Annotated in this window: 7 protein-coding genes; 5 read left to right on the top strand and 2 right to left on the bottom strand. The window is 42.4% G+C overall.

The features are described from left to right. The first annotated feature begins 142 nt into the window (after nucleotides 1-142). From recC to AN395_RS05600, 5 genes are all read left to right on the top strand, one after another. Nucleotides 143-3,445 carry an exodeoxyribonuclease V subunit gamma gene (gene recC, locus AN395_RS05580; protein WP_054982333.1) on the top strand — a complete coding sequence of 1,101 codons (3,303 nt, stop codon included), beginning with the start codon at nucleotides 143-145 and terminating at the stop codon, nucleotides 3,443-3,445. Then, on the top strand, nucleotides 3,432-6,995 hold the full coding sequence (gene recB / locus AN395_RS05585) for an exodeoxyribonuclease V subunit beta (RefSeq protein WP_054982334.1): 3,564 nt from the start codon (nucleotides 3,432-3,434) through the stop codon (nucleotides 6,993-6,995). Before recC ends, recB begins: the two co-directional genes overlap by 14 nt. Further along, the gene (gene recD / locus AN395_RS05590) at nucleotides 6,992-8,953 is read left to right on the top strand and encodes an exodeoxyribonuclease V subunit alpha (protein WP_054982335.1); all 1,962 of its coding nucleotides are present in this window, start codon (nucleotides 6,992-6,994) and stop codon (nucleotides 8,951-8,953) included. The genes recB and recD overlap by 4 nt, the downstream gene beginning before the upstream one ends. A gap of 309 nt (nucleotides 8,954-9,262) precedes the next feature. Next, nucleotides 9,263-10,324, top strand: a complete 1,062-nt coding sequence (locus AN395_RS05595; protein WP_054982336.1) for a hypothetical protein — start codon at nucleotides 9,263-9,265, stop codon at nucleotides 10,322-10,324. Between the two features lie 87 nt (nucleotides 10,325-10,411). Then, nucleotides 10,412-11,479: a hypothetical protein gene (locus AN395_RS05600; RefSeq protein ID WP_054982337.1), complete on the top strand. Its 1,068-nt coding sequence runs from the start codon at nucleotides 10,412-10,414 to the stop codon at nucleotides 11,477-11,479. A 64-nt stretch (nucleotides 11,480-11,543) separates the two neighbouring features. Here AN395_RS05600 and ttcA read toward each other — a convergent pair whose 3' ends face one another. Both ttcA and uspE read right to left on the bottom strand, forming a co-directional pair. Next, the gene (ttcA, locus tag AN395_RS05605; RefSeq protein ID WP_029774533.1) at nucleotides 11,544-12,461 is read right to left on the bottom strand and encodes a tRNA 2-thiocytidine(32) synthetase TtcA; all 918 of its coding nucleotides are present in this window, start codon (nucleotides 12,459-12,461) and stop codon (nucleotides 11,544-11,546) included. 103 nt (nucleotides 12,462-12,564) lie between these two features. Beyond that, nucleotides 12,565-13,491, bottom strand: a complete 927-nt coding sequence (gene uspE, locus AN395_RS05610) for a universal stress protein UspE (protein ID WP_054982338.1) — start codon at nucleotides 13,489-13,491, stop codon at nucleotides 12,565-12,567. Nucleotides 13,492-13,538 lie beyond the last annotated feature (47 nt).

Below are 13,538 nucleotides of genomic sequence, written 5' to 3' on the forward strand. Positions count from 1 at the left end.
ACGCACAGTGATTAAAATTAACGCTGTGCGTTTAAACTCCCTGCTAACTCGCTGATTTATTAGTGCCAATTTGCTGATTGCGCTACCCCTACAAATGAAAATATCTTAAACTGGTTTTACTTCAAGTAAGGACTCCAGTTGTATGCTCAATATTATTCAATCAAACCGTATGGAAGCGCTGCAGGCTCAGTTTAATCAGCTATTAAAAGTAAACCCGCTGCAAAGCCCATTCGATAAAGAAGTGGTATTAGTGCAGTCGCCGGGTATGTCGCAGTGGCTAAAAATTGGTTTAAGCGAAAACCTAGGGTTAGCCGCGCAGGTCGATTTTCCGCTGCCATCGAGCTTTATATGGCAGTTGTATCAGCAGTTACTGCCCAATGTACCTAAAGAGTCGGCATTTAATAAGCCTAACCTTGCTTGGAAATTATTTGCAATACTGCCCAGCTGTATTGATGAACCGCTTTATTTGCCCTTAAAAACCTATTTAGAGGGCGACCTAGACGGGCAAAAAACCTTTGCCCTGTGTGAAAAAATTGCCGATGTGTACGACCAATATTTAATGTACCGCCCGCATTGGATTGCCACTTGGGATAGCGGCAAAGACGAACTTGACGATGTTGATGTAAGCATTGCTCCGTGGCAAAGCGATTTATGGCGAAAGCTGGTGGCGCACAGTAAAGCGCTTGGACAAAGCCAATTTCATCGTGCCAATATGCAAGGGCAGCTACTCGCCGCCCTTGAGAATATGGATAATAGCTTACTACCTAAGCGCATTAGTTTATTTGGTATATCGGCGATTGCGAGCTCGCAGCTTGAGGTGTTTGAAGCGCTGAGCAAAAAAACAGAGGTGTTTTTATTCTTTTTTAATCCTAGCGAGCATTATTGGGGCGATGTGGTTGATGAAAAAACAGCAGCCAAAATAAATGCCAAATACGCCAAAATGCCGCTTTTAGAAGCGCAGCAAAAAAAACAAACTAACCCTGATGAAGAATACTACTTTATAGGTAACCCGCTTTTATCGTCATGGGGAAAACTAGGGCGCGACTACTTTGAGCAACTCGTACAACTTGATGCGCGTTGGATTGATGGCTTTATAGATGCGTTTGACGATAGCTTGCTGGGCCAAATTCAAAGCGAGATTTACCAACTGGCATTTAAAGGTGAGTCGCTTACCGATAATAAGCAATGGTTTATTAATGATGAGGGTAAACTGCCCATTAGCGACACCGACACCAGCATTACTTTAAGCGATTGCCACACACCGCTTAGAGAGGTTGAGCGCCTGCACGACTATTTACTTACTTTGTTTAATCAAAACCCGTCGCTCACTCCTAAAGACATTATTGTAATGATGCCTGATGTAGGTACGTACAGCCCGTATATTGAAGCGGTATTTGGCGGCGCGCAAAACACCAGTCGATTTATTCCTTATGCATTGGCCGATTTAGCCATAGAGCAAGAAAAACCGGTGCTTAGCTCGTTTGCCAGCTTAGCCAATTTGCCGTTTTCGCGTTTTGGTGTCTCGGATATTCTTGATTTACTGCAAGTAACACAAATTGCCGAAAAATTTGCGCTAGAGGCGCACGAGTACGAACAAATTCAATATTGGCTTGAGCGTGTAGGGGTTAAATGGGGTATAAATGCGGAGCACAAAAGTAGCTTTGATTTACCCGCAATAGATTTAAATACCTGGCAGCATGGTTTAAACCGTTTACTGCTAGGCATAGCCCAGCGCGATGAACAATGCCCGTTTAACGGCATTTATAGTGCCGATGAAGTAGAGGGAATGGCGCTAGATACCCTTAATAAACTGGTGCATTTTATTGATGTACTGCAGCGCTTTAAAGATGAGCTAACCCCTGATGATACCCTTAGCAATAAAGCGGATATTTTATCTGAGCTAATAAATGCTATTTATTACAATGAGGGCGAAGACAGCTGGGATTTACTGGTACTGCAAAATGTTTTAGAGGAGCTTAAAAAGCACCACGATAATGGCGATTACGATAAACATGTATCGCAACGAATTGTAAGCTACCTGATAAAACAAGGCATTCAAGAAAAAGGCGTAGGGCAGCGCTTTTTAGTGGGGCAAGTTAACTTTTGTACACTAATGCCTATGCGCGCCGTGCCGTTTAAAGTGGTGTGTATGCTTGGCTTAAACGATGCCGATTACCCACGTACGGTGCAGCCAATAGGGTTTGACTTAGTGCCGTATTCTAAAAAACAAAAAGGTGACCGTTCACGTAAATTAGATGACCGCTACTTATTTTTAGAAGCCCTCCTGAGTGCCCGCGAAAATTTATACATAAGTTACATTGGCCGCTCGTGTTTTGACAATCAACCACGTATGCCCTCAACCTTAGTAAGCGAGCTTTTAGAGTACATAGGCCGCAGCTTTACGTTAGCAAATAACAGCGAAAAAACGCTGCCTGAGTGTTTGATTAATCAACAGCACTTACAGCCTTTTAATCGTGCGTATTACACAGCAGACAGTGAAGCTGATGAACAGCTGAGTAATCACAGTTTTAATCCTATTTGGCTGCCAAGCGAGCGTATAGACGCGCAGCCGCTAACAGCCATTGATGTAACCGCGCCCGCGCAATTAGAGCTTGATGTATTTATTCGCAGTGTGTGCAACGCACAAGAGAGCTTTTACCAGCAAACATTAGGTTTACGCCTACCTGAATTTAACGAAGTAGCAAAAGATGAAGAGCCTTTTAGCCTAGATGCGCTGCGCCGCTACTTTTATTTAGACGAAATACTGCAAGCCAACATTAATGAGCAACCTTTAAGTACAGAGCAAATATTGCAACGGGGGGAGCTGCCACAAGCCAATGTGGGCAATTTAGTGTATGAGAGCATGGCGCACCGAGTAGATGCACTAGCAGGGCGAGTAAAAGAGCATATTAAAAGCGGCAAAACCGACCCGCTTGAGGTGTCTTTGCGCATAGAAAACACCACCATTGAGGGCTGGCTTAATCATATTTACCTTCAAAAACAAGTGTTTTACCGAAGTGCCAGTATAAAGGCCAAAGATTTAATTAAGGGCTTTATATATCATCTTGTTGCACAAAGTATGGAGCAAAATGTAGAAACCCTATTACTGGGGCTTGATAAGCAAATTAGCTTTGCACCACTGAGTAAAAATGAGGCCGATGCCTTGCTCGGTGATTGGTTTTCGTTATACCAAGCCTTGCGCAAAGAGCCTGTGGCATTTTATCCGGTAAGTGGCTATGAATACGTTAAAAGTGGTGGCGATATTGGTAAAGCCATTAGCAAGTTTAACCCACAATACATAGGGCGCGGCGAGGGCGAAAACCCGTATATTCGTTTAACGGTGCAATCGCTCAATGACTGCCAAGAAGAGTTTATTAAGTGGAGCGAAAAATTACTCTCCCCATTACATGCACATGCAAAGGAGAGTGACCATGCAAGCGCTTAATCCGCTAACAATGCCGTTAAAAGGGCAAAGTTTAATAGAAGCCAGTGCGGGTACAGGTAAAACCTACACCATTACCGGGCTTTATTTACGTTATTTATTAGGCTTGCAAATACCAGGGGAGATAAACACCCCGTTAAGCGTTGAGCAAATACTTGTGGTTACCTTTACCGATGCTGCAACGCAAGAAATTAAAGACCGCGTACGCAGCCGTATTATTGCTGCGCGCGATGCATTACTTGGCCAAAACCCAAATGATGAATTAATAGAAGGTGTAATAGCCGCAGTAGATGATAAACACCGCGCCTTTGATTTACTCGATGCCGCCGCTAAATCTATGGACGAAGCCGCTATATTTACCATTCATGGTTTTTGCCAACGCATGTTAAAGCAGCATGCGTTTGAATCGGGCGTTGCTTTTAACCTTGAATTTATTTTAGATGAGCGCGACATACTGCTCGACACAATTAAGGATTTTTGGCGCGCCTTTGTATACCCACTTAATAAAGAACGCACTGATGCTATTTTAGAGGTGTTTGCAGCCCCTGAATCGCTATTTAGCCAAGTTAGTAGTGTGCTAAATAAAGCCAATGCGAACATAGTGCCGCAAATAAACTTAGATGACGTATTTAAAGCTCGCGATGAGTACATTGCTAAAGTACCCGCTTTTAAAAAAGCAGTGCTGGAGCAAGAGTTTATAGTTGCAATAAAGGGCTCGGGTTTAAGTGGTTCTAAAACACCCGGGCGAAAAGGCAGTTTAACGGCCCTTGAAGCATTTTGTTTAGGTGATGAGTTATTTTTTGAATTTGGCACCAATAAATACTCGTTTGAGGTGTGGAGCAGCGAAAACTTAAGTGATGCCAGTAATTATAAAAAAAATCAGCCATTATTTAGCCACCCTCTGCTTAGCCTGTTTGATGAGCTCAGTGCACTTAATACTAAAATTAATCAGGGCCTTAAAATTGCCGTTGTACAAACCGCAGCTCGGTGGGTTAAACAGGCAATTGTAAAACGCAAGCAAGAGCAAAGTGTGATCACCCCAGATGATTTACTGACTAATTTACACAGTGCTTTAAATGCCGAGCAGGGCGAGGCTTTATCGCAAAAAATAGCGCAGCTATTTCCTGTTGCCATGATTGATGAGTTTCAAGATACCGATCCGATTCAGTACGGCATTTTTAGCAAAATATACGGCCAAGAAAAAACGACGCTTGCCATGATAGGCGACCCAAAACAGGCTATTTATGGCTTTAGGGGCGCTGATATTTTTACCTATATTGGCGCAAAAGAGTCGGTAGAGCCTGAGCAGCGATTTACTTTAGGTACTAATTTTCGCTCAAGCACCGATATAGTCAGCAGTGTGAACAGTTTGTTTTCTAAACATGCCAATAGCTTTATTTATAACGATGCCATACCGTTTAACGCAGTAGCAGCAAAAGGCAAAAAAGCCGATGAAACATTTACAATAGATGGCAAACCTGCCACCGCGTTTGAATTTAATGTATTTGTAGATGAAGCTGCAGATGAAAAAAACAAACCCACCAGCAAAGGCGTTGGGCAAGGGCATTTGGCCAGCTATTTTGCCAATAAAATAGTGACATTGCTTGAGCAAGCCGAGCAAGGGCGAGCGTGCATTGGTAAGCATAAGGTGACCGCTGCCGATATTTGTATATTGGTGCGCGACCGTGTAGAAGCGCAAATAATGAAAAAAGCACTGAGCAATGCCAATATTGCTAGCGTGTATTTATCGCGCGACAGTGTTTTTAGCCAAGAGCTTAGCCACCATTTACTTAACTTTTTAACGGCATTGCATGGGCAATACAACGAGTCATTACTGCGCGGCGTATTAGCTGGGCCGTTATTTTGTTTAAGCTACAACGAAATTTACGCCCTTGCTGATGATGAAAATAAATGGCAAGAGCACTTAAACTTTTTTGCTCAACTTAGCCATATTTGGAACAAGCAAGGCGCAATGGCGATGCTTGAGCGTTTGTTAAGCCATAATCAGCTGAGCGCTAAGTGGCAAGGCCTTGGCTATAACGTTGAGCGCTGGTTAACCGACTTTAGACACTTAGGTGAAATACTGCAGCAAAAGCAAATAGAGCTAGAAGGCACTTTGCGCTTGCTACGTTGGTTTGCACAAAAAGTAAGCCAGCAAGATGGCGAAACCGTGCAAGTACGCCTAGAGAGTGACGCCAACTTAGTTAAAATTGTGACTATGCATGCCTCAAAAGGGCTCGAGTATCCGCTGGTATTTATGCCTTTTGCCAGCGGCTATCGCGAAACTAAAGAAGCGCTGTATCATCAAAACGGCCAGCTAGTTTACGATTTAAGTAAAAACGAAGACGCCTTAGCACAAGCCGAGCAAGAACGCCTAGCTGAAGACTTACGCTTACTTTATGTTGCCCTTACCCGTGCGGTACATTTTTGTGCACTTGGGGTGTATAACATAGGGCAGGGGCAAAGTAGCCGTTTGGCTATACAAAGTAGTGCATTAGGGCATGTGTTATTTGCAGGGCTTGAGCTTACAAGTAGCCAAACGTGGCGCACCCACTTAAGTGAATTTTGCGACGATCACACCGAAATGCACTATCAGCAATTTACTGCTGAGCAATTGGCCGAACAAGGCCAATTAACACTTAATAGCGCAGTGCAGCAAAGCCAAGCGTTAAGAGTTAATATGGTTACGGCCAACATAGAGCGAGATTGGCGAGCAACCAGCTTTAGCGCGCTGAGCTTTAAAAAGCACACCGATCATATTGAGCCTGGGCGCAGCGATGAAGATCATGAAAAAGATGAATTTGCTAACAGCCAAGATGAAATACAATCGCCTTACAGTTTTCCCAAGGGGGCGAAGCCCGGAAGCTGTTTGCATGAGATTTTTGAGCAAATAGACTTTACCAGTGCGCAAGTACACCCTACAAATCCAGAGCAAAATTTAGCAGAGGTAGTAAAACATGCGCTGGATAAATACCATATTAGCGAAAGCTGGCAACACGTGACCGAGCAATGGGTGCTTGATTCGTTAACTTGCCCCTTAAACAATGAGGGGTTAAGCTTAAGCCAATTAGCCCCGACAGACTGCCTAGTCGAAATGGAATTTAATTTACCTTTAGATAGTTTAAGCGCGCCCAAATTAAACGAAATACTGGTTAAGCATTTTGGTTTTACCCAAAGTAAACTCGAGTTTTCTCATGTAAAAGGTCTGTTAAAGGGATTTATAGATTTAATTTTTTGCTATCAAGGGAAGTATTATATTTTGGATTATAAGTCTAATTACTTAGGCAATACGCCCGCTGACTATGAAAGCGACTTGCTAGAGCAAGCCATGAATAGCCATCAGTATCATTTACAGTATTTAATTTATAGCGTTGCGCTGCACCGATTACTCAAACAACGCATTAGTGATTATTCAATAGAAACCCATTTAGGCGGGGTTTATTATACGTTTTTACGCGGCATGCCGGCGGGCAAAGGGGTGTATTTTAATAAGCTTAGCGCAGAGCAAATCACACTATTAGATGGCTTATTTAGCCAAGGAGCCATGTTATGAGTGACTACCCTATGCAGCAAAGCCTGTTTGATGAGCCGCCAGCACCCGCCCAACCGTTAAATACGGTAGAGCTGCTTGACTACTTATTAGATGAAAAACGCATAAGAATGGTAGATGTAAAGCTTGCCTTAATGCTGTGCGATAACCAGCAAAACGACGTGTTTTATATAGTGTTATTGCTGTGTTTAGCACAGCAAAGCCAGCATAGCTGTTTAACATTAAAAGAAGTCGACTGGCAAAACCCGTTTAATTTACGCCAAAGCGACTTTACTAAAACCGAGGGCAATGTACCAAATATTACATCGCCTTTTAACGAAGCCTTTAACTACCTCGATGCGCTTAGCTGTTTAAGTGCCCATAACAGTGTGGGCGAGGCCAAACCCTTACAGTTATTTAACGAACGGCTTTATTTTGCGCGCCTTGCTGATTATGAGCACACCTTAGCTACACGTTTACTTGCGATGAGTGAGCGCCATTTAAATATAAATACCCAGTTACTCAGCCAATTATTAAATGACTACTTTGTAGATAATTCAGCGCTTGCGATTGATTGGCAAAAAGTAGCTTGTGCTATTGCCGCAACAAAAGGCTTTAGCGTTATTACGGGCGGGCCAGGAACTGGTAAAACCACCACCGTGACTAAGCTATTAGCTATTTTACAGTCGCTTTATAAAAGTGCACCTTTAAGCATTAAACTGGTGGCGCCTACAGGTAAAGCGGCAGCCCGTTTAAGTGAATCAATTTTAGGTGCAAAAGAGCAACTTAAAAATATTCCTGAGGATATAAAGGCCTTAATTCCCGATAGCGCGCAGACTATTCACCGGCTTTTAGGGGTTAAACCCTTTACCAATAAATTTAAGCATAACAGCACCAACCCGCTGCATTTAGATGTACTTATTATTGATGAAGCCAGCATGGTTGATTTATCACTCATGGCTAAATTAATAGAAGCACTGCCTGCGCATGCGCGTTTAATATTGCTTGGCGATAAAGACCAACTTGCCTCGGTAGATACCGGCAGTGTAATGAGTGATTTATGCCAAGGGTTAGCATTGGGTGAAACGCCTAATTACTCGCAAGCACGATGTGATGAGCTCAATGCTTTATGTTTTAAAGGAGAGGCTAAATTAGCGGCGCCTGGACATAGCGATTTTAAACTAGCCGATTGCATTGCGTTTTTACAACACAGCTACCGATTTGATGCACAAAGTGGCATTGGCCAGCTTGCGCTGGCGGTTAATACTAACCATAACGGTATTTTAAAATACGTAGAGCAACAAAGCACACAAGGGCAGTTTAACGATGTTATTTTAGATTATGACTTTGTTGCAAAACCCATAGAAAAATTAATAAACAGTGCTGCTAAGCATTACGCTCATTATTTAAATTTAATCGCACAGGGGGCAAGTGTTGCAGATGTTCACGCGGCGTTTTCTCAATATCAATTATTAGCGGCCGTTCGTGAGGGGGATTACGGCGTAAATAGCTTAAACAGCCGCATTGAGCGCGCACTTGTGCAGCAAGGGTTAATATCGGTAAGCCCAAACCAGCGCCATTACAGTGGTATGCCCATTATGGTGAGCCAAAACGATTATCAACTTAAGTTGTTTAATGGTGATATTGGTATTTTAATGCCCGATGAAAGCGGGCAGTTAAAAGCATTATTTATTGATGAGCAAAACACGGTACGGGCGTTTTCACCTGCGCGCCTGCCTGCTCACGATAAAGTGTATGTAATGACCATACATAAATCACAGGGCTCGGAGTTTAGTTATACAGCTATGGTTTTACCGCCGCTTAAAAACGCCAGTATGGGTGTAAATAGGCAGCTGGTGTACACAGGAATAACACGTGCTAAAAACACCTTTGAGCTGGTGGCCGATAAAAAAGTACTGCAATTGGCCATGAGCAAAAGCGTATCAAGAGCCTCAGGATTGTATGAGCGTTTAAAATACTAATACCTGTTTATATTTAAAGGTTGGACTAATTACTAAAAACCTAACGTATTTTTATGCGTTAGGTTTTTTAGCTTTAGTACTGCCGACTACTAGGTGTGTGTAAATAATACTAAATATTGCAATTATTTGAATTTAAGCCACTGAATATACAGTCAATATAGATTTAACAGAATTTAAATGATAATAAATTGTTGCATTTTTGAGCGTTGTTCCTAATACTGGTCAATGCATGTGCGCCTGCACATGTGTAAATGAATACCTTAAGTACATAGGCATAAAAATAAAACACTGAACACATTAAGGATTTATATGAACAACTCTAAACGAACACACACACTTAAATATCTACTTTTTGCCAGCGCTGCGTTTTTAATGAGCTTTTCTGCACTGAGTAAAGATCACAAAATTATACTGATCCACGGCTTGCAGGTATCGCAAATAACCAATAAGTCGGGCAGCGATGTAATACACGACGGTGAAACCTATTGGCAAACCTATTGGAATAACCGTGCTGATGAACGTATTGATTGGCCTGCCTATGAGCGCATTGAAGATAAAATTGCGACCGATTGGGTATGGCCTAAATTAAAGCAAATATCGCGTTCTAACTTATGTGCTGATGGCTGTGTGCTAGTAACGCATTCAACAGGCGATTTAGTTGCTCGTCATATTATTGATAACCAAGCTAATTGGCTTGAAAATGCAGGCCTTACACCACTTAATATTGTGGCGACCTTTGATTTAGCGGGAGCAGGGGGCGGCAGCGAGCTTGCCGATATTGCCGTAAGTGCTTTAACTGGCGCAGCATGGAACTTTGCAGTGGATGCTGCACTCAAATGGTGGTTAGGCAGCGATGTGACAGAAGCGGTGGGCGTATTACACGATTTAAAAGTAAATAACGCACGCAAAATTTCGCCGTTTCCAGATGCGCGTACGCCGCGTTTACGTTTTGTAGCCGATGGTAATGAGTACCTAGGTTTAACGGGCGGGTTTTTAAAAGGGAATGATGATTCGGTGGTGGCATCGCATTCATCGTGTGGAGCAAGCGCGGCTAAATCGTTTGGTAGTTGTAGTAGCAGTATTGATACTAATGGCCAGTTAAAATCACAAGGCGATGCCGTTAATAGCTTTATGCCGCACCATTATCCAATGATGATGAGCGACAGTTACAGCCACAACGAGATCCATAATGCGCAGCGCAAAGGGAATGTCACAATTGCCATGAACAATATAAATGTAGATGGTCAAAATGTTGGCTTTAACACATTTGATAAAACAACGGGTACTTGGTTTTGGAAAAAACACTACCGCTATATTAAGGATTCAAACACACAAAGTGCCTCGGCACTTATTTATAGCGTGATCCCTTAATAAGTACCTAAATTTTATAAACGCGTTAGGTATTAAACGCTAGAGCGTGTAGTTATTTGCTGCACGCTTTGAAAGGATTGATGCAACATGAAAAAGTTTTACATTGGTGCCGCTGTAGTCAGTATTGCGATGTTTTTACTGTGGTTTACAAATAAAAATGAAGTTAAAACGCTTGAACCTCCCGCTGCGCTGGCAATAAAAAATAAGACAGATCCAGCAAGCCCAGATAAAAACACCGTAATAACCATTGATGTGCCAAAACAAAAACAGGCAAAAAGCCCACCCAAAATACATTATGATCAGCACTTGGCCAGTGCCGCTGAGCATGTGGCAATGCAATACCAAAGCGCACTAAAATACCCGCCTTATTCGCAGCCTTTAAGCGCACTTGATGAAGACCGTTTAAAGCCCAATCAGTTTTACCCAGTTACAAGCCCCATTGACGATGCGGGTAATGCCCTCGTAGTTAGTTTAGATAAATATCGGTTTGTATACCCGCAAGAAATAACCGTTAATATTGCTGCGCAAAACCTAGCAGAGGTAAATGTAGCGCTAAGCAATACCGATACCAAAGCGTCAATCAGTTCAAAAACCACCACAGCTCAGCAGGGTGAAGCCACAGTAAGCTTTAAAGCCAGTGAAGACTACCCGCGAAATTTACAGCTATTTGTAGAGGCAAATGTTGCAGGTAAAAAGGTACCTGCAGTTGCGCAAATACAGTATATGCCACCCAGTGCGACGCTTATTGATTTTGATAATGCCTATGCACAAAACGAAAACATGATAGCCACAGCTCATTTAAAAGTGCTTAAAAGTGGCTTATATAGAATTAGAGCTAATTTATACAGTGATACGACCCCACTTGCACATTTGGTGACTAAAAAGAAACTTTCACAAGGCAGTCAAACGGTGGATTTAAAGGCGCATTGGTCGGTATTACCACAAGGGGTGGTTAACATGCGTTTAAGTGACTTTGTGATAGAGCGCATGTCGCCGAGCCCAGGAGAGCGTAATAGTTTTGGTAGCAGTAACATTACTGAGTTTGAAATTACAGATTTTGCCTACGATAGTTTGCAACAGTTGCCTTATCAAGCAAACGAGCAAGAGCGAATGAGTTTAGAGTTTTTAAAAGGGTTAGCTGATAAAGGCGCTTAGCAGGATTAATGAGTATAAAAAAAGGGGCGAGTAGCCCCTTAACTGTATTTTTAAAACCGTTAGCTTAGCTTAGGTTAATAGTAACCACATCAGCTTGTTGCTGTTGGTTTTCATCTTCATCGCTGACAGGCGCGTTAGGTATATCTGGTTTATCTAGTGCTATATCGCCGCCATCAATAACGTCGCCGGTTTTTAGGTTTTCAAAGTCAAATAGTTCTGTATCGGCTAAATGCGAAGGCACCACATTTTGCATTGCAGTAAAAATACTCTCAATACGCCCAGGGTGGTCTTTATTCCACTGCGCTAGCATGTTTTTAGTGTGTTTACGTTGCAGGTTTTCTTGTGAGCCACATAAGTTACACGGAATAATAGGGTAGCCTTGGCTAAATGCGTATTTACTTATATCGGCTTCTTTACAATAAGCGAGCGGACGAATAACCATATGCTCGCCGTTGTCGCTCATTAATTTAGCCGGCATGCTTTTAAGTTTACCGCCGTAAAACATGTTTAAAAAGAGTGTTTCGATCATGTCATCGCGGTGATGGCCAAGGGCAATTTTAGTTGCGCCCATTTCTTTGGCTGTACGGTACAAAATACCACGACGTAGGCGTGAGCAAAGCGAACACGTGGTTTTGCCCTCAGGGATGATATCGGTAACAATGCTGTAGGTGTCTTCTTCTACAATTTTGTATTCAATATCTTGTTTATCAAGGTACTCAGGTAAAACGTGTTCAGGAAACCCAGGTTGTTTTTGATCGAGATTAACAACAAATAAATCAAATTTAATAGGCGCCACACGCTTTAAATGTTTAAGCATATCAAGCATGGTGTAACTGTCTTTACCACCCGATAGGCATACCATTATACGGTCGCCTTCTTCTATCATGTTAAAGTCCATAACGGCTTGGCCAGTAAGACGGCGTAAACGCTTTTGTAGCTTATTTAAGTTGTATTGAGCTTTGGCTTGAGCTGAGTGAGACACTACGCCCCCTTATAAAACAATGCGGCAAATTATTTGCTGAAAATAAAGGGGCGTATTATATACCCAAGTACTATGGGTATTAAAGCGCTAGTTAAGGCTTTGTTTAACTTTTGGCAAGCGGGCTTACGTAGCCATCAGGCTTTAATGCCAAGACATCGCAATCTAGGCTATCAATTACGTGCTCGGCAGTGTTGCCAACCAATGCGGCACTTAGCCCCGTACGCCCTACGGTGCCAATCACCACCAGTTCGCTATTTAAGCGATTTGCTACATCGGGGATCACATCCTCCGGTAGGCCTTCTTCTATAAAGCATTGCTCATTAGTTAAACTAAAAGTTTTAGCAAGCTCGTTGGTAGATTCTATGTGGTGTTTTTTTACAGATTCGTTATAAAGCCCAGGGTTAAATTCTGGTATCTCTATGGCAATATTAATGGGGGTAGCAGGGTAGGCATTAACTAAGTTAAGTTTAGCGTTGGCAAGTTCACATAAAAATTGTGCATCTTTAATAATGCGTTTATTAAGGGCTACATGCTCATCGTTTTCACTAACCGCATTGACCGCGGCTAAAATATTACCTTGCTCAGGCCAAGTCATTTCTTTTACAAATAACACAGGTGTGGGACATTTACGTACTAAGTGCCAGTCGGTAGGGGTAAAAATAACCGATTTTAGCGCACCATGCTGATGGGTACTTTTAACCACTAAATCGTATTCTTGTTCAATAACGGTATTAATAATGGCTTCAAAAGGGCGGTTATGCCAGACCACCTGGGCGGTGATATTTACATCTGGGTAGGTAAAAATTATATCCTTAAGCCATAATTCTCTATCGTTTATAACGGCTTTTCGCATTGCTTCGCGCTCTTCAAACGACAACATGGTGGTCATTTCGTAAGAAAAGTCGTAAACAGTCATAAAGGCGGTAATACTGGCGCCTGACTTTTTGGCTAAATCAATCGAGCGAGCTAAACCGTGATGGTCATCCTTAGTGGGATCAATAACGGCTAAAATACGTTTAATAGTGTTCATATGCTACTCCCTTTTTAACTTACTTTCAGTGTAACGTAAATACACAG

The sequence above is a fragment of the Pseudoalteromonas sp. P1-30 genome (assembly GCF_001400005.1).
Taxonomy (GTDB): Bacteria; Pseudomonadota; Gammaproteobacteria; order Enterobacterales; family Alteromonadaceae; genus Pseudoalteromonas; species Pseudoalteromonas atlantica.